We start from the raw sequence: 18,343 nt of genomic DNA on the forward strand, positions 1-18,343 counted from the left end.
CCATTTGATAATTAACCCCAACGACAGTTTTAGGGAGAGCAACATGTCCAAAGGGCAGTCCCTTCAAGACCCTTACTTGAACATTCTGCGCAAGGAGCGCATTCCGGTCTCCATCTTTTTGGTCAATGGCATTAAGCTTCAAGGCCAGATCGAATCGTTTGACCAGTTTGTTATTTTACTGCGCAACACCGTCAGTCAGATGGTTTATAAACACGCTATTTCTACGGTTGTTCCATCTCGCAACGTACGCTTGCCTGCGCAAGACCCGGCAGAGCAGGATGCGGAGATTTAACACCGCTGGAAAAGCAAGAGAGTCCACGAGGTATTGATTGTTTTTCGAACGCCCAGACGCCGGTGAAACGGCAGTTCTTGTTCACGTTGATTTCCACGATGAACAAAAACGTGAAGACCCGGGTGAGTTTTTAGAGCTCGTACGCTCTGCTGGTGCAGAGCCTGCGACTCTACTCACTGCTAGCCGCCATCGTCCTGACTCACGCACTTTTATAGGGTCCGGTAAGTTGGAAGAGCTGCGGGCACTGCTCGCGGCTCACGCGGCAGAATTGGTGATCTTCAATCACAGCTTAAGTCCCTCTCAAGAGCGCAATGTTGAGCAAGAGCTCAAGTGCCGGGTGCTTGATCGTACCGGTCTCATTCTCGATATTTTTGCGCAACGGGCAAGAACCCATGAAGGTAAGCTGCAAGTAGAGCTTGCTCAACTTGAATATATGTCGACTCGCCTAGTGCGCGGGTGGACACACCTTGAACGCCAAAAAGGCGGGATTGGTCTGCGTGGCCCTGGTGAGACGCAGCTTGAAACTGACCGCCGCCTGCTCCGTGGGCGGATTAAGTCGATTCACAAGCGGCTGGATAAAGTGCGTAGCCAGCGTGATCAGAACAGACGCGCTCGGGCTCGTGCTGAAATCCCTAGCGTGTCGCTGGTAGGCTATACCAACGCGGGTAAATCGACGCTGTTTAACGCGTTGACCAATTCCGATGTTTACGCGGCTGATCAATTGTTTGCCACACTCGACCCTACGTTGCGTCGGCTTGAAATCGAAGACGTTGGCCCCGTGGTAATGGCCGACACCGTGGGCTTTATTCGCCACTTGCCTCACAAATTGGTCGAGGCGTTTCAAGCCACGCTTCAAGAAGCTTCGGAAGCGTCGTTGCTGGTGCACGTAATTGATGCAGCAGATCCTGACCGCGAGTTAAATGTGGAGCAGGTCGAGCTAGTATTAAAAGAGATCGGTGCAGATGATGTTCCCGTGCTCAAAGTCATGAATAAAATTGATAAGCTCGACAGTGCGCCGCGAATAGAGCGTGATGGGCATGGTATGCCAGAGGTGGTTTGGCTTTCAGCACAGCAGGGGCAGGGACTTGAGCTGCTCCATGAAGCCCTTACTGAACGCTTGGCAAATGATGTGATTGGCTTTTCGCTGACACTCACTCCTGAGCAAGGTAAGCTGCGTGCTGGCTTACACGAATTGAATGCCGTTCGCGAGGAAGCCTTTAATGAGCAAGGGCATTCAGTACTGGATGTGCGCTTGCCGCGGCGCGATTTTAATCAGTTAATGGCTCAGTTGGGTGAGCGGTCCAATACCTATTTACCTGAAGCATTGCGTGAAACCGATGAGTGGTAAATACGTCACTGCCCATCTGGAAGCGATGCCTGTATTCTGTTTTGTATAAAAATGGTACAAGGTTTATAAAGCAATAATATCAAAACGCGATGCTTCCACTTAAATCGGTGGCATTAGCGTTAGCGAATACCTTAGTGGAGACGAAGTATGGCCTGGAATGAGCCTGGTGGTGGCAACCAGCACGACCCTTGGAGTAGCGGCGGCCGACGCGGTGGAAACGATGGTGATGGAAACCGTGGCAGTAATAATGGTGGCAGTGGCGGCAACAACAATGGCAACAAAGGAGGCAATAACCAAGGTCCTCCAGACCTGGATGAAGCGCTGAAGAAGTTTCAGGATAAGCTCAACAGCATGCTAGGTGGCGGTAAAAAAGGCGGTGGCAAGAAAAACAGCGGTGGCGGTGACGGCGGTAAGAGCCGTAATCCTTTCGCGCTGCCTGGCCTCCTGATTATCGTTGCATTGGCTATCTGGGCTGCGATGGGTTTCTACCTAGTTGACCAATCGGAACGTGGTGTTGTGCTCCGCTTTGGCGAATTCCAGGGCATTGTAGAGCCCGGTCTGCAGTGGAATCCGCCGTTGATTGACGAAGTGCGGATGGTCAATGTGACGCGGGTTCGTTCACTGACCCAAACGCAATCCATGCTGACCCGCGATGAAAACATTGTAGAAGTCGAAATTTCAGCGCAGTACCAAGTAGCCAATCCCCGTGATTTCGTTCTAAACGTGCGTGATCCTGCTATCTCAATTGAGAATGCACTGGATTCGGCGCTGCGTCATGTGGTTGGTGGTACCGATATGATCGACATTCTGACCTCGGGTCGTGAGATTCTGGGTAGTTCCGTCTCTAGCCGTCTGCAGTCCTATCTTGATAACTATGGTGCAGGTATTCGTCTGCAAACCATCAACATCGAGTCGACCTCAGCGCCTGCGCCGGTAATTGACGCCTTCGATGACGTTATCCGTGCCCGTGAAGATCGTCAGCGTACCATTAACCAAGGTATCGCTTATGCCAATGCGATCATTCCTGAAGCGCAAGGTCAGGCGCAGCGTATTGTTGAGCAGGGTCAGGGTTACCGTGAGTCGGTAGTGGCTGAAGCACAGGGTCAAGCCAACCGGTTTAACTCACTGCTCTCCGAGTACGGCAATGCACCGGAGATCATGCGCGAGCGTATGTACTTAGACACGATGGAAGAGGTGTTCAGTAATTCGCAGAAAGTATTGCTGGATGTAAGCGAAAATGCCCCGTTAATGTACCTCCCACTGGATCAAATGCGTGGCGGTAATAGTGGCAATCGAAGTAATTCGTCGAGCAATAGTGCGAATAACAGTGATGAGCAGTTAGACCCTGATGTGCTTGAGCGTTTACGTAACACCCAAGGTGGTTCTAGCTCCTCATCAAATACCACGAGTAACTCCATCCGCAGGGAGGGCCGGTAAATGATTAATAATCGATCCCTGCTAATTGTTGGTAGTTTGGCTGCTGTTGCGTGGCTGGCGAGCAACACGCTGTATGTGGTAGACGAAACTGAACGTGCCGTTAAGCTGCGCTTTGGTGAAGTCATTGAAGAGAATATTCAGCCTGGCTTACACGCAAAAGTGCCGATCGCGCAAACGATCCGTAAGTTTGATACGCGTTTGCTGACGCTGGATACCGATACCAGCCGTTATCTGACGCTTGAGCAGAAAGCGGTTATCGTCGACTCCTACGTTAAGTGGCAAGTTGTCAACCCCACGCGTTACTACGAGGCGACGGCTGGCGATGAGCTGATGGCTATACGTCTTATTCAGCCGCGTGTAGATGAAAGCCTGCGTAATGAATTTGGTCGCTTGAACCTGCAAGAGATTATTGCCGAGCGACGTGATGATCTGATGACAGGCCCTACTGCAGAACTCGACGAGTTGATGCGTGAAGAGTTAGGCGTGGCTATCCGCGATATCCGTATCAAGCGGATAGACTTGCCGGAAGACGTATCGGCCGCCGTTTTTGAGCGTATGCGTTCTGAACGTGAGCGTGAAGCTCGCGAGTGGCGTGCTCAAGGCCAGGAAGAGGCTGAGCGGATTCGTGCCAACGCAGATCGTCGCCGCCAGGTGCTGCTTGCTCAAGCTAATGAGCGCTCAGAAACACTGCGTGGTGAAGGTGATGCTCAGGCTGCCGCGATCTTCTCTGAAGCATATGGTCAGGATCAGGAATTCTTCTCTTTCTGGCGTAGTCTAGAAGCCTATCGTGGAAGCTTCGCTGACGATGGCAATCTGATGGTGCTGGAGCCAAATAGCGATTTCTTCCGCTACTTGCGTAATCCTGAGGCAGAAGGTAGTGAAAGCGACAGCGATAGCGAATAAGTTGCTTTTTGCTGGTGTTCCTCGTCTCGTCATTCCTATGACCAGGCGGGGTTTATCCGGCCAATAAACGTGATAGAATTTATCAACCGGGCGTCGCCCGGTTTTTTTGTGGCCCTCATTTAGCGCTACGCAGGCAATAATCCTGCTGCGTGACTGCTTGAGTTTGTTGGGCCTTCATCGTCTTGCAGGATTGTTCACATGACCATCGCTGACCGCTGGCTACTGCCCGACGGCATGGATGAGGTGCTTCCGCCTCAGGCAAGCCGCATGGAAGAGCTGCGCCGCGCGCTGCTCGATCTTTACCATTGCTGGGGCTACGACCAAGTAATGCCGCCGCCGGTAGAGTTTCTGGACTCTTTGCTAACAGGTACTGGGACGGATCTTGATCTGCAGACCTTTAAGCTGACCGACCAGCTAACCGGCCGCATGATGGGCGCCTCTGCTGACGTAACGCCGCAAGTAGCGCGAATGGATGCCCACTCGCTTAAGCGCCAGGGCCCTGTGCGTCTTTGTTATTGCACCAACGTATTGCGTGCAAAGGCGGATCAGCACCAGGGAGGGCGCAGCCCGGTGCAGGTAGGTGCTGAGCTGTTTGGGCATGCTGGGCTTGAGGCTGACAGTGAAATTATTCACTTGGCGCTGGCCAGTATGAAAGCAGCTGGCGCTCAGGAGATTCACCTAGCGCTTGGGCATATCGGCATTTACCGCAGTCTTGTTGAGGCGGCAGCGCTCACTGAAGAGCAAGAGAGCGCGCTGTTTGAGGCACTGGCGCTAAAATCGCCCACCCAATTAGCCCAGCTTGTAGACGCTAGTGTGAGTGATCCGGCGCTAGCGGACATGTTGTTGGCGCTTGGTGAGTTACATGGTGGCGCGGATGTTTTAAGCCAGGCGCGGGAGCGTTTCGCGGGTGCACCAGCCTCGGTCACGGCGGCCTTGGATCAGCTAGATGCGCTTTATCAAGGAGTGTTGGCACGCTTTGATGTGTCGCTCTATTTTGACTTGGCTGAGTTGCGCGGCTATCAATACCATACGGGTATGATGTTTGCCGCCTACGTGCCCGGCTATGGCCATGCGCTTGCTAAAGGCGGGCGCTATGACGATACAGGACGAGCCTTTGGTCGCGCTCGTCCCGCTACGGGATTCTCGATGGATCTTAAGCAACTGGCGTCGTTGGCGCTGGCATCCCCGAGTCACGGTAGTATTTGGGCGCCCGCCCAGCAGGATGAGTCGCTCAACGCTGCCATAGTCGCACTGCGTGAGCAGGGAGAACGCGTGATTCAATCGCTGCCTGGGCAGCGTACTGGGCCGGCGGAGCACGACTGTGACCGCTGTCTTGAGCTTATCAATGGTCGTTGGCAGCCAACGGCCCTGACACAAGAGACGAGTGCATCATAATGGGTAAGAATGTCGTAGTACTGGGCACCCAATGGGGTGACGAGGGCAAGGGTAAGATTGTTGACCTGTTGACTGAATCCGCCTCTGCCGTGGTGCGCTTTCAGGGTGGCCATAATGCTGGGCATACGCTAGTCATCGACGGTGAAAAAACCGTTCTTCATCTGATTCCTTCAGGTGTTCTGCGCCCAGGCACAAAGTGTGTCATTGGAAATGGCGTGGTGCTTTCCCCCGAAGCGTTGATCAAAGAAATTCGTGAGCTGGAAGCCAAAGGCGTGCCAGTGCGCGAGCGGCTGCGCCTATCGCCAGCCTGCCCGCTGATTTTGCCGTATCACGTACGTTTGGATCAAGCCCGTGAAAAGGCCCGTGGTATCGCTAAAATCGGCACCACGGGTCGCGGCATTGGTCCTGCTTACGAAGACAAAGTAGCACGCCGTAGCCTGCGTTTAGGCGATATGCTTCATCGCGAGCGCTTCGCTTCCAAGCTGGGCGAAGTCCTCGACTACCACAACTTCGTGTTGGTGAATTACCACGGCGAACCGGCAGTCGACTTCCAGGAAGTGCTGGATACCGCGATGCAAATGGCTGAAGAACTTCGTCCCATGGTCTGTGACACTGTCAGTATGGTTCACGACCTGCGTAAAGCCGGTGAGAATATCTTGTTCGAAGGTGCTCAAGGCTCGCTACTGGATATCGACCACGGTACTTACCCGTACGTCACCAGTTCGAACACCACTGCAGGCGGTGTCGCCACCGGTTCTGGTGTTGGTCCTCTCTATTTGGACTATGTGCTCGGTATTACCAAGGCGTATACAACCCGCGTTGGTTCCGGTCCGTTCCCCACTGAGCTGTTTGACGTTGATGGCCGACACCTTGCCGAGCGAGGTCATGAGTTTGGCGCGACCACGGGCCGTGCGCGTCGCTGCGGCTGGTTTGACGCGGTGGCTCTGCGTCACGCGGTACAGATCAACTCCGTATCCGGTATCTGCTTGACCAAGCTTGATGTACTAGACGGGCTGGAAAATATCCGGGTATGCGTCGGTTATCGTAGTAAAGATGGCGATGTGATGGACAACCCGGTGGATTCAGAAGGCTTTGAAGCCGTTGAACCGCTTTATCAAGATCTGCCAGGCTGGAAAGAGTCGACGTTGGGAGCTAAACGGGTCGACGATTTGCCCGCCAATGCCCGCGCCTACATCAGTTTCCTGGAAGAGCAGGTAGGTACGAGCATTGATATCATCTCGACCGGTCCAGATCGTATGGAAACCATCGTGCTGCGTAACCCGTTTGAAGGGTAAGCACGCTTAGTTAGCGGTGATGAGAAGAGAAGGGGCGACTCGGTCGCCCCTTTTTTGTAACCAATTTTTATTTAATAACCAAGCTTTTGGGGTTAGAAATCAATACCGCGACGTGCCTGTAGGCCGTTATTGAAGGCGTGGCGGACTTCCTGCATTTCGGTCACCGTATCCGCCATGGCGATTAATTCACGGTGAGCATTCCGGCCGGTGATAATCACCGTTTGCTCTGAAGGGCGATTCTCAAGGGCGTGCTTAACCGTTTCGATCTCCAGGTAGCCAAACTTGAGCATGTAGGTAATTTCGTCCAGCACGACTAAATAGGTCGCTGGGTCCGCCAGCATGCGCTCTGCTTGCTGCCATACTTCCTGGCAGGCATCGGTATCCGCTTGGCGATTTTGTGTGTCCCAGGTAAACCCAGTGGCCATGATCGCCACGTCTAAATTGGCATCCTCCTCCAAGCGGTTACGTTCGCCGCACTCCCAAAGCCCCTTAATAAACTGAACCACACCCACTTTATAGCCGTAACCCAAGGCGCGGGTGACAGTACCCCAGGCAGCCGTCGTTTTACCTTTGCCGTTACCGGTGTTGACGATAATTAGGCCACGTTGCTCGCTGGCACTGGCGACTTTCTCATCTACGCGCGCTTTCAACTTCTGCATGGAGGCTTTATGGCGGGTATCGCGGTCACTCATGATGTCTCCTGGGTAGTAAGCTTTTGAAGAGAGTAAGAGGGCTAGCGGGCTAGCCTAAGTCATCCAACTGGGGTTGAACATCTTTTTGAAGCTCTGTGTGTCAATATTTGTATAGGATTAAACCGAGTGTGATTAAGTTTTGGTTCAATAAAGCACGCTTCAAAACCGAAAAGAGCAACAGATAAACAACAGAATTGGCCCCTAGGGGGCTGGCTGCTCTAGAATAGGTGGCCATGTCCAGTCAGGAATTAAATCATGCCCTCATTTGATATTGTCTCAGAGTTCGATAAGCACGAAGGTGCTAATGCGGTTGATCAAGCTAACCGAGAGGTGCAGTCGCGTTTTGACTTTAAAGGCGTCGACGCCAGCTTTACGTTGGAAGGCGATAAAGTGCAGCTAGAGGCGGAAGTTGATTTCCAGCTCAAGCAAATGCTCGACGTGCTGCGCGCGCGCCTTATTGCCCGTGGCATTGATGCCCGATGTATGGATGTTCAAGACCCGGTGCTCTCCGGCGTGAAAGCGCGCCAGGAAGTCGCTTTAAAGGAAGGGCTCGATGCAGCGGAGGCGAAAGATGTGGTCAAGCGCATTAAAGCCAGCAAGCTCAAAGTGCAGGCACAAATTCAGGGCGAGAAGGTGCGTGTAACGGGAAAAAAACGCGACGATTTGCAGAGCGTTATGGCACTGCTACGCGGCGAAGAGGGGCCGGATTTGCCGCTCCAGTTTGATAACTTCCGCGACTAGCAGGGGCCGCGCCGTTCGCCGCCCTCACCCGGTGTTAACTATATAAATATTCGTTTTATACAGGAGTCACGCACTATGTCTGATCCGCAGCCGGTTTATTTAAGCAACTACCAGCCGCCCGCCTACCGGGTAACTCATACCGAGCTGACGTTTGATCTTGACCCCGCCGCGACCCGTGTGAAAGCGCGACTGTTGATGGAGCGCCATGCCGAGGCTGAGGCTAATGCGCCGCTGGTGTTAAACGGTGAGCATTTAAAGCTTATCTCCTTGTCGATTAATGCAACACCGTTAAATGAATCAGATTATCAAGTAGATGCAGAGACTCTGACTATTGCCGATGTTCCAGAGCGTTTTGCGTTAGAGAGCGAAGTAGAGATCGCACCGCAAGAGAACACCGCTTTAGAGGGTCTTTACCAGTCCAATGGTATGTACTGTACGCAGTGCGAAGCTGAAGGTTTCCGACGGATTACGTTTTACCCTGACCGCCCGGATGTTATGGCGACTTTTAAGGTCACCGTGATCGGCGATCAGCAACGTGAACCGATACTGCTGGCTAACGGTAACCCGATGGAGCGCGGCGAGCTGAACGGCGGTCGTCATTTTGTTACCTGGGAAGACCCGCACCCCAAGCCCTGTTATCTGTTCGCTCTGGTGGCAGGCAACCTGCATAGCGTAGAAGACCACTTCACCACCATGAGTGGACGTGAGGTCAAGCTGCAGATTTGGGTAGAGAAAGACAATCTGGATAAGACCGAGCATGCCATGGCCTCGTTGAAACGGGCCATGACGTGGGACGAACAGGCGTATGGTCGTGAGTACGACCTGGATCTGTTTATGATTGTAGCCGTCAATGATTTCAACATGGGAGCGATGGAGAACAAAGGTCTCAATATCTTTAACTCCGCCGCGGTGCTGACGCATCCCCAAACCGCCACCGATACCGCGTTTCAGAATGTTGAAGGCATTGTCGCCCACGAATACTTCCATAACTGGTCGGGCAATCGCGTCACCTGCCGCGACTGGTTTCAGCTCTCGCTGAAAGAGGGCTTCACGGTCTACCGTGACCAGTGCTTCTCTGCGGACACCAATTCAGCGCCGGTTAAGCGTATCCAGGATGTCTCGTTTTTCCGTACGGCCCAGTTTGCCGAAGATGCTGGCCCCACTGCGCACCCGATTCGACCCGATCGCTATATTGAAATTACCAACTTCTACACCCTGACGATCTATGAGAAAGGGGCAGAAGTCGTACGTATGTTGCGTAATTTAGTGGGGGAAGAGAATTTTCGTCGCGGCTCAGACCTCTACTTCGAACGATTCGATGGACAGGCCGTGACCATTGAGGATTTCGTGGGCTGCATGGCAGAGGTTTCCGGCGAAGACTTGGAACAGTTTATGCGCTGGTACTCCCAGGCGGGCACCCCGGATATCGATGCCCATGGGGATTATGACTATGTGCATGGCGAATATCACTTAACGCTGCGCCAGCGTACGCCGGCTACGCCAGGCCAGCCTGATAAACAGCCGTTGCACATTCCGGTGCGTATGGGCTTGGTAGGTACCAAGTCTGGACAAGATCTAACCTTAACCCTAAATGGCGAAAAGATCGGTAAGGACGCTGTTATTCATCTACGTGATGACGAGCAGACGTTTGTCTTTACCGATGTTGCTGAAGCGCCTGTGCCCTCGTTGTTACGCGAGTTTTCAGCGCCAGTGAAGTTGCACTACCCCTATTCGCGGGAAGATCTTGCCTTCTTGTTGACCCATGACAGCGATGGCTTCAATCGTTGGGATGCGGGCCAACGTCTTGCGCTGCTAGCCCTGGATGACTTGATTGCTGCCCATCGCAATGGGGTTGAAAAGGTCATGGATAGCCGTGTTGTGGACGCTTTTAAAGCGCTTCTGACCGGACCAATGAGCGATAAAGCCGTATTGGCTGAAATGCTGACGCTACCCACAGAGGCGTATATTGCTGAGCAGCAGCCCATTGTTGACGTTGACGCCATTCATGCTGCGCGTGAGTTCGTACGCCAGTCGCTCGCCGTTGCTCTGCGTGATGAGTTTATTGCCATCTTTGAGGCCAATGTGACGGAAGAGGCATATGCGCCCACGCCAGAGCAAATCGCCCAGCGAAGCCTTAAAAATGTGGCGCTCTCCTACCTCATGTCGATCGAAGATGAGCAGGGCCTGGCGCTCTGTAAAGAGCAGTTTGCCGCTGACCACAATATGACCGATGTGCGTCAAGCACTCACACTACTGGTGCACAGTGATCGCGATGATCTGGCCTCGCCCGCACTGAAATCCTTCGGTGAAAAGTGGGCACATGACCCGCTAGTAATGGATCAGTGGTTCACTATTCAAGTCTCGCGTCCTCAGCCAGACGTGTTGGAGCGGGTGAAGTACCTTATGGGGCATCCCGCCTTTTCACTTAAAAACCCCAACAAAGTGCGCGCGCTTATAGGCGCCTTTGCGCAGAATCGGGTGAATTTCCACCGTTTGGATGGACAGGGCTACCAATTACTTGCCGATGTTGTCATTGAACTCAACCGGCTTAATCCAGAAATTGCCGCACGGCTTATCACGCCACTAACGCGCTGGCAGCGCTTTGATGAAACCCGCCAGGCATTAATGCGGTCTCAGCTCGAGCGTATTAAGCAAGAACCGCTATCTTCAAATGTCTATGAAGTAGTCGAGAAGGCGTTGGCATAGTGGTCAATCGCAGTTAACCAAGGAAAGGAATAACAACAGTGACAGACTCACAGCAACACTATTTACTTATTATTAATGGTAAATCTGCCGGTAACCCGGCATTGCGTGATGCAGTCAACGAACAACGCCAAGCAGGGATGCTAATTACAGTGCGCGCTACCTGGGAAGGGGGCGATGCTGCTGATATTGCTGAGCAATCTGACGCCCTGGGGATTACGCATGTGATTGCCTGTGGCGGCGATGGAACGGTTAGCGAAGTCATGAACGGGTTGATGCGTTTGCCCCATGATCGACGGCCTGTGTTGGGCATTGTGCCATTAGGCAGCGCCAATGATTTTGCTACCTCTGTTGGGTTGCCATTGGAGCCAGGCCCAGCCTTAGCCGCCGCAAGAGCGTTGAGTGCCTATCCTATTGACGTTGTCCGTGTGACAGCCGGTGCAGAAGGTGAGTCAGCCACCAGCTACTACCTAAACATGACCACAGGTGGTTTTGGCGCCGAAATTACCTCTTCAACGCCGAAAACCTTGAAACGGTTACTGGGGGGTGGGGCCTACTCGTTGATGGGGGCGCTCAAGGCGTGGCGACACCGCAGCTATCGCGGCACCCTGCATTGGGATGAAAAAGAGGAGAGCACTTCGCTATTACTGTTAGCGCTGGGTAATGGCCGCCAATCAGGTGGAGGTCAGGTGCTGGCGCCACGGGCTAAGCTGGATGATGGTCGTCTCGATGTGCTGTTAGTGAAAGACTTTCGGTCAGTAACAGAGTTGACCAAGCTGATGAGTGAGCTGCAAAGCTTTCCCTATGATGGCAGGTTTGTGCGCTATTTCACCACGACCCAAATGACAGTGACGACTCAGGCGGGTGATCCGCCCTGGCCATTAACGCTGGATGGCGAGGCGCGCTGTTATGACCATTTCTGTGCCGAAGTGGTGCCTCTTGCACTGCGCGTGCTGTTGCCAGAGGAGTGCCCCTTGCTCTCCTCGACCAATCGGCCTTAACCGTATTGACTTGAATGTTTAACGCTATAAAGGAGCAGTATCTAATGGCAAATCGCGTGTGGATACCTGCAGTGGCCGTTCTGGCGCTACTGCTGAGTGCCTGCGGTGACTCCCAGGAAGATCCTACCGTGACACCCGATGATAATTCTGAGGTGACGGATGATCAAACAGTACGCGAAGAGGAGGCTCCAGCGGCTGCTGAAAACGCGGCTGAAATGTCCAGTCCTGAGCAGGTAGAGGATGAAATTGAGGCGCGCCAAGCCGCCGAAGAGCTTGAGCGAGCGGAAGCGCTGCGAGAGGAGGGGGATGGTGGTCAAAATGTTGGCGATCCTTCTACTGAAGCTGCGACGGTGGAAGCCGAAGAAGACACTTTGGCCGCGAACCCTGATGATGTGCTTGATGAAGAAAGCGCAATGCCCGGTGAGGCAACCCGCTCCGACGTCGACGAAATGATTGCCGAAACTGAGCGCCGTTTTGAAGAGGCAGAACAGCGCCTTGAAGAGCAGTTTCAAGAAGTCGAGCAACAGGCTCCCACATTAGAACCGATGGAAAATGAAGACTTTTCTTCTAGTTGGGACGAAGAGAGTAGCTTGCCAGAACGAACGCCTTTACAAGATAACCGCGAGGCGACCGATGTAGACGCTTTGATCGAGGATACAGAGCGTCGCTTTGAAGAGGCGCAGCAGCGTCTTGAGGAGCAGTTCAAAGAGTTGGAGAGCCGGGAAACGGATACTGGGCCTGCTATTGATGCAGGCGAAAATGACCGCGCTGAACTCAATAGAAGCGAAAATAGCGAGAGTGCTCAATCAAATGCAAATGAGGAAGAGTAATCGGGGAGGTATTGACTGATTGCCAATAAAAAAGGCCCGCGTTAGCGGGCCTTTGTCCATCCGTTAGCAATTAAGCTGGTCGGATGTTGGAAGCCTGAAGGCCTTTTTTACCCTGAGTCACTTCAAAGCTGACTTTTTGACCATCTTGCAGGGTCTTGAAGCCTTCAGCTTGAATTTCGGAGAAGTGGGCGAACAGATCGTCTCCGCCGTCATCAGGAGAGATGAAGCCGAAGCCTTTAGTATCGTTGAACCACTTAACTGTGCCAGTTGCCATTTTCTATTTCCTTAACGTGCTTAATAATCAAACGGGCAACTCAATTGTCCACCCGCTACAATTACTCTAGATGCAAACGCGGCTGTCGTCCAGCCACATACCTAAGATTTTTTATTTCTTTGCGAGCAAGCACAAATGATGCAGTTGGGTTTTGTTGATGCGCAGTTTATTTCTTTTCTGGTAGCCATCACGCTGCTAACGATTAGCCCCGGTGTCGACACGCTGCTTGTCATTCGTAATACGGCTCGTGGGGGCGTTCGTGATGGTATTACCACGAGTATGGCGATCTGCTGCGGGCTATTTGTGCATGCCACGATTTCTGCGCTGGGGATCTCACTCATCCTGCTGCAGTCGGCCTGGGCCTTTCATATGCTGAAGCTGGTGGGGGCGGGCTATCTTATTTGGTTAGGTATTACCAGCTTATTGGCGGCGCGGCGTGGGCAGGCGCTACCAGTTAATGGCGTGCTTGAGGGTACACCTGCTGTTTCTCGCTGGCAGCCAGTCAAGGAGGGGTTTTTGTCTAATGTACTGAACCCCAAAACGGTGGTCTTTTACATGGCATTTTTACCTCAGTTTATTGCCCCAGGCGACCCTGCCTTATTGAAATCCCTTTGGTTAGCGGGTGTGCACTTCATTATTGCTAATGTTTGGCAGATCAGCGTCGTAATGATGGTTGGCAGCGCAGGCAAGTGGTTGGCTAACGCACGTTTTGCACAAACGTTGAACGCCGCTACGGGAGCAGTGCTAGTGGTGTTTGGTATTCGACTGGCGCTAACACAGCGCCCGGTATAATGAACCGGGCGCTAATGATGCGTTAAAAAAGAGAGGAGATTAGCGGCGAGCGAGGAGTGCACGGTCGTAGCGTACCTGCTGCTCGTTATCGCTAAGTAGTGAAACGCCTTCGCTATTGCCACCATTGGCAAGACTTTCGAAAATGACCCGATAGCTAAGCACTGCCTGCACGTAGTCGCGAGTTTCGCGGAAAGGAATGCTCTCCACAAAGAGATCGAATGCCTCTACGCCATCACCTAGCCACTGGTCAACGCGTCCAGGTCCTGCGTTATAGGCAGCGGCGGCGGCAAGGCGATTACCTTGGTAACGTTGTAGCTTGTCACGTAAGTAAGTACTGCCCAAGCGGATATTGAGCTCAGGATCCAGTACACCATAAGGGCCTGGGTCGCTGATGCCCAGTTGGCGACTTACTTGGCTGGCGGTGCCGGGCATTAACTGCATAAGCCCGCGTGCCCCTGCAGGTGAAAGTGCGTCAGGATTGTAAGCGCTCTCGCGGCGGGTAATCGCCATCAGCAAGTACGGGTCTACTCCGGTAAGTCGGCCCCAGTGCAAAAAGCTATCGTGATAGGCCTGGGGGAAACGCCAATCCAGCGCATCCCACATCTCGGCGGCAATAGTGGTTTGTACTAAGCGTGCATGCCACTGCTGCTGGGCGGCATAGTCTGCCAGCGCCCGGGCCTGCTGGGGAGAGCCACTCTGTACCGCGTGCAGCCACTCGCTATTGGCGAGTCCATCTTCGCCAATACGCAGCAACGCCTCGGTCCGCTGAACGGCAGGTAGTTGCGCAACACGTTGCCGCGAAGCTTCGTCAAAATGATTGCGCTCAAGATTCAGCTGATAGGGCTGGCCCAGTTTCTCCGCCGCGGCAAAGCCGTAAAAGCTGCGATCTGTCGCTGCCTGCTGATAACGCGCCTCGGCAGCTGCTTGGTTGCCAAGCTGAGCATTAGCGCGAGCTAACCAGTACTGCCAGCGGCTATTTTCTTGCTGGCTTGCAGGCATTTCTGCAATCCAGTGTACGACCTCATTCCAGTCACGGCTCGCCAATGCCTGGCGAACGCGCAGTTCCAGCACTCGCTCGCTCTCAAGTGTCGGCAGCACGCTATCGACCCAGCTAAGCGTGCCTGGAACATTGCGCACCAAGGCATAAAAAGCCAGCTCTTCTTCGATAACTGCGCGATCACTGGGTAGTAGGGTTAAGCGTGGTGATAGTGTCTGCCAAGCGGCAAACGCGGCCGGCGTATCTTCGCGTGTAAAGCGCTGCATGGCCGCCTGATAAAAGCTAGCGGTGGCTGCGCACTCTGGGCCTAGGCAGGAGGGCGCCTGCGTAATAGCACTGCTGCGATCATTCACGCTTCGCACCGTGTCTAGTGCCGTCTGCCACTGACCGCTTAACAACCCGTCAAGGTAGTTGGAAAGGCCTGTTTCGCCTGCCTGCCAAGCCAGCATTTTGCGTTCCCAAATAGCCGTGGCATCAATGGTGCCGTTAGCTCGCAGACTATTAAACAGCGGGTTGCAGGCCTCAGGCTGGGAGCTGCCCACGCGCCATAACTCCAGGCCAGCAGCACTTGCTTGCTGGGGTTGGCTATTGAGCAGTGCTGCATAGTAGTAGCATTGGCGCGCCGTACCCGCGGGCTCGCCATCAGCGACTGAGAGCAGGTCGCTATAGCGACCTGCGTGGCCGTAATTAGCAATCGCTTGACCACGCATCCATCCCGCCAGGGGGGAATCGGCGTATTGACCAATAAACTGTTGTACTCGGTCAGGGGAGACGTTTGGCAACTGTCCTCTTAAACGATGATACTCAACGTAGCCGCGTAATGGATGGTCAGCAATTGAGCGCTCATCAACACGCTGCCACTGCTGCTCTCGTGCGGCAGCAAGCGCATCGCGTAACTCGCTGTCAGAAGCGGCCCACGAAAAGGCGGGTATCCCTGCTAGTAGTGCTGTACACAGCACTCGAGCCGTATGGCGAAATGGCGAAGCCAACATGGTTTACTCTCTCTATCAATTTAACTCTATTTAAGCCCAGGAGATTTAGGCCACAGAAATGGCTGAGCAACCGCTATACTGAACGAATGTTAACAGCCATGATCTGACAGCACAGATACTCGGAGGAATTAATTACGATGGCTCCATTATCCACTTGGTGGTTTCTACGTCGACTCAAATCCCGTGTTTGGGCGACGAAACGTATTGTGCGCGCATTAAAGCTGTTTATACCCATGACACGGGACGTTTTCCGTGGAGATTTTCGCCCCATCCCTTGGTCAGCATTTGGCATGATGGCACTGGCGCTGTCCTATTTAGTGATGCCATTTGATCTGATCCCCGACTTTCTCATGCTGATTGGTGTCGTCGATGACGTACTAATAGTCGGCTGGTTGCTAAACCGTATCGACCAGCGCCTGGAGGGTTACCGGGCATGGAAATATAGTGACCCTGACATGACCCCTTCTTAACATTCATCTACTTGTTAACGCGCACCTGCTTGAAAAATCGCTGCTTATCCCCATATCTGGCTCACGATACTACTTTTTAAGCCTCTGCTGCATGTTGCCGAGGCAATTGACCAACGTGAGCCATAAGGGATAAGCGCATGACTACAGCTACCCACGAACAAGCGACTGATAAATCAGCTAACCACGAAGAAACTCTTGGCTTTCAAACGGAAGTTAAGCAGCTACTGAATTTGATGATTAACTCCCTGTACTCCAATCGGGAGATTTTCCTACGTGAGCTTATCTCAAACGCCGCAGATGCCTGCGACAAGCTGCGCTACGCGGCACTTGATAACGATGCCCTCTACGAAGGCGACAGCGAGCTGCGCATCGAGATCGAGCATGATAAAGAGGCCAACACCATCACACTGCGTGATAATGGCGTAGGCATGAACCGCGAAGACGTGATCGCCAACTTGGGCACTATCGCACGCTCAGGGACTGCGGAGTTTCTTAAGCAGCTTTCCGGTGAGCAGCAAAAAGACGCCAAGTTGATTGGTCAGTTCGGTGTTGGGTTCTATTCTGGCTTTATTGTTGCTGATGAAATAGCGGTGCGTACGCGTAAGGCAGGCACTGATGCTGCTGACGGCGTTGAGTGGCGCTCAAAAGGGGAAGGTGAGTTTACCGTTTCCGATATTGAGCAAGCGCAGCACGGTACGGAAATTACCCTTCACTTAAAAGATGATGCTAAAGAGTTTGCCGACGAGTATCGCCTGCAGGGGTTGGTACGCAAGTATTCGGATCATATCGAAGTGCCTGTACGCATGCCGAAGACCGAAACGGCAAAAGACGATGAAGGCAACAGCATCGAAGGTGGCGAAGTAACTACCTGGGAAACCGTGAATGAGGCGACGGCGCTATGGTCGCGCCCCAAAGGCGAGGTTTCCGAGGATGAGTACAAGGCGTTCTATAAGCACGTTGCTCATGACTTTTCCGACCCGCTGACCTGGAGCCACAATAAGGTCGAAGGCAAGCTTGAGTACACTAGCCTGCTCTATGTGCCGGGTCGCGCGCCGTTTGATATGTTTGACCGCGACGGCGCCCGGGGCGTTAAGCTTTACGTCCAGCGCGTGTTCATTATGGACGACGCTGAGCAGTTCCTGCCGCTTTATCTGCGCTTTATCAAAGGCGTGCTGGATACCCGTGAACTGTCGCTCAACGTATCCCGCGAATTGCTCCAGCAAGACCCCAATGTGGATAAGATCAAAGCGGCGCTCACCAAGCGCGGCCTGGACATGCTCAAAAAGCTCGCCAAGGATACAGAGCAGTATCAAACCTTCTGGAATACCTTCGGCAGCGTCCTTAAAGAAGGGCCGGGTGAAGATCCATCCAACCGCGAAAAAATTGCTGGTTTGCTACGCTTTGCCTCAACCCACACCGACACCGCTACCCAAGAGCATGCGCTGGCAGACTACGTAGAGCGTATGAAAGAGGGGCAGCAGAAGATTTACTACGTGGTGGCGGATAGCTTCAATGCGGCCAAAAACAGCCCGCACCTGGAGATCTTCCGCAAAAAAGGCATTGAAGTGCTGCTGCTGTCTGACCGTATTGATGACTGGCTAATGAGCCATCTCACCGAGTTCGATGGCAAAACCTTTGCCGATGTGGCCAAGGGCGAGCTTGATCTTGGCGATGTGGAAGACGAAGAAGAGAAGAAAGCCCAGGAAGAGACCGCTAAAGCCAAAGAAGATCTGGTCCAGCGTGTGAAAGAGGCGTTGGGCGGTGGCGTTCAAGATGTGAAAATCACTCATCGCCTCACCGATTCACCGGCCTGTGTGGTGTTGCCTGAGCATGAAATGGGCTATCAAATGCGCCGCATCATGGAGGCCGCTGGTCAACCGTTGCCGGAAGTGAAGCCAATCCTTGAGCTGAACCCTAGCCATGCGCTAGTGACGCGTTTGGAAGGCGCTGAAGGCGATCTCTTTACACAGCTCTCTTACATCTTGCTTGATCAAGCCATCATTGCTGAAGGCGGCCACTTGGATGACCCTGCTGCTTACGTGAAGCGTTTAAACAGCGTGCTGACTGCTTAAAACCGCACACGCTGCGTTAATGACGGCCCGTTTGGTTATCCAGGCGGGCCGTCTGTTTTAGTGGGCCAGTTTTGATAAAGTGGGAGTGTACGTTCTGCGAGACTTATTA

16 protein-coding genes are annotated in these 18,343 nt (G+C 53.3%); 13 read left to right on the top strand and 3 right to left on the bottom strand.

The window, feature by feature from the left end:
* Window positions 1–43 precede the first annotated feature (43 nt).
* From hfq to MLE19_RS02360, 6 genes are all read left to right on the top strand, one after another.
* Window positions 44–292, top strand: coding sequence for an RNA chaperone Hfq (gene hfq / locus MLE19_RS02335; protein ID WP_007114649.1), 249 nt, complete (start codon window positions 44–46; stop codon window positions 290–292).
* Between the two features lie 37 nt (window positions 293–329).
* Window positions 330–1,640: a ribosome rescue GTPase HflX gene (gene hflX / locus MLE19_RS02340; protein WP_240716466.1), complete on the top strand. Its 1,311-nt coding sequence runs from the start codon at window positions 330–332 to the stop codon at window positions 1,638–1,640.
* 147 nt (window positions 1,641–1,787) lie between these two features.
* A complete protein-coding gene (gene hflK / locus MLE19_RS02345; protein ID WP_240716467.1) occupies window positions 1,788–3,077 on the top strand; it encodes an FtsH protease activity modulator HflK in 1,290 nt (429 codons plus the stop codon).
* The gene (gene hflC / locus MLE19_RS02350) at window positions 3,078–3,980 is read left to right on the top strand and encodes a protease modulator HflC (RefSeq protein ID WP_240716468.1); all 903 of its coding nucleotides are present in this window, start codon (window positions 3,078–3,080) and stop codon (window positions 3,978–3,980) included. It abuts the gene before it with no gap.
* A gap of 198 nt (window positions 3,981–4,178) precedes the next feature.
* On the top strand, window positions 4,179–5,375 hold the full coding sequence (locus MLE19_RS02355; protein WP_240716469.1) for an ATP phosphoribosyltransferase regulatory subunit: 1,197 nt from the start codon (window positions 4,179–4,181) through the stop codon (window positions 5,373–5,375).
* Entirely contained in the window at window positions 5,375–6,670 is a 1,296-nt protein-coding gene (locus MLE19_RS02360) for an adenylosuccinate synthase (RefSeq protein ID WP_240716470.1), read from the top strand. The genes MLE19_RS02355 and MLE19_RS02360 overlap by 1 nt, the downstream gene beginning before the upstream one ends.
* 92 nt (window positions 6,671–6,762) lie before the next feature.
* Here MLE19_RS02360 and cobO read toward each other — a convergent pair whose 3' ends face one another.
* On the bottom strand, window positions 6,763–7,362 hold the full coding sequence (gene cobO / locus MLE19_RS02365) for a cob(I)yrinic acid a,c-diamide adenosyltransferase (protein ID WP_240716471.1): 600 nt from the start codon (window positions 7,360–7,362) through the stop codon (window positions 6,763–6,765).
* A 255-nt stretch (window positions 7,363–7,617) separates the two neighbouring features.
* Here cobO and MLE19_RS02370 point away from each other — a divergent pair, with 255 nt between their 5' ends.
* The 4 genes from MLE19_RS02370 to MLE19_RS02385 all read left to right on the top strand — a co-directional run bounded on the left by MLE19_RS02370 (window position 7,618) and on the right by MLE19_RS02385 (window position 12,637).
* Window positions 7,618–8,103 carry a YajQ family cyclic di-GMP-binding protein gene (locus tag MLE19_RS02370; protein WP_240716472.1) on the top strand — a complete coding sequence of 162 codons (486 nt, stop codon included), beginning with the start codon at window positions 7,618–7,620 and terminating at the stop codon, window positions 8,101–8,103.
* 75 nt (window positions 8,104–8,178) lie between these two features.
* Complete coding sequence (gene pepN / locus MLE19_RS02375) at window positions 8,179–10,809, top strand: aminopeptidase N (protein ID WP_240716473.1); 2,631 nt, start codon at window positions 8,179–8,181, stop codon at window positions 10,807–10,809.
* 38 nt (window positions 10,810–10,847) lie between these two features.
* Window positions 10,848–11,807 carry a lipid kinase YegS gene (yegS, locus tag MLE19_RS02380; RefSeq protein WP_240716474.1) on the top strand — a complete coding sequence of 320 codons (960 nt, stop codon included), beginning with the start codon at window positions 10,848–10,850 and terminating at the stop codon, window positions 11,805–11,807.
* A gap of 44 nt (window positions 11,808–11,851) precedes the next feature.
* Window positions 11,852–12,637, top strand: coding sequence for a hypothetical protein (locus tag MLE19_RS02385; RefSeq protein ID WP_240716475.1), 786 nt, complete (start codon window positions 11,852–11,854; stop codon window positions 12,635–12,637).
* A gap of 70 nt (window positions 12,638–12,707) precedes the next feature.
* Here the strand turns inward: MLE19_RS02385 and MLE19_RS02390 are convergent, their stop codons facing one another.
* Window positions 12,708–12,911, bottom strand: a complete 204-nt coding sequence (locus MLE19_RS02390; RefSeq protein WP_007114660.1) for a cold-shock protein — start codon at window positions 12,909–12,911, stop codon at window positions 12,708–12,710.
* Window positions 12,912–13,046: 135 nt separating this feature from the next.
* Between MLE19_RS02390 and MLE19_RS02395 the strand changes: the two genes are divergently transcribed.
* Window positions 13,047–13,703: a LysE family translocator gene (locus MLE19_RS02395; protein WP_240716476.1), complete on the top strand. Its 657-nt coding sequence runs from the start codon at window positions 13,047–13,049 to the stop codon at window positions 13,701–13,703.
* A gap of 39 nt (window positions 13,704–13,742) precedes the next feature.
* On the opposite strand, the gene MLE19_RS02400 is transcribed toward MLE19_RS02395, so the two are convergent.
* The gene (locus MLE19_RS02400; protein WP_240716477.1) at window positions 13,743–15,692 is read right to left on the bottom strand and encodes a transglycosylase SLT domain-containing protein; all 1,950 of its coding nucleotides are present in this window, start codon (window positions 15,690–15,692) and stop codon (window positions 13,743–13,745) included.
* Window positions 15,693–15,829: 137 nt separating this feature from the next.
* On the opposite strand from MLE19_RS02400, the gene MLE19_RS02405 reads away from it, so the two are divergent.
* Entirely contained in the window at window positions 15,830–16,162 is a 333-nt protein-coding gene (locus MLE19_RS02405; protein ID WP_240716478.1) for a YkvA family protein, read from the top strand.
* 137 nt (window positions 16,163–16,299) lie between these two features.
* The gene (htpG, locus tag MLE19_RS02410) at window positions 16,300–18,234 is read left to right on the top strand and encodes a molecular chaperone HtpG (protein ID WP_240716479.1); all 1,935 of its coding nucleotides are present in this window, start codon (window positions 16,300–16,302) and stop codon (window positions 18,232–18,234) included.
* Window positions 18,235–18,343 lie beyond the last annotated feature (109 nt).

Origin of the sequence: Vreelandella neptunia, from assembly GCF_022489065.1 — a bacterium.
Lineage (GTDB): Bacteria > Pseudomonadota > Gammaproteobacteria > Pseudomonadales > Halomonadaceae > Vreelandella > Vreelandella neptunia_A.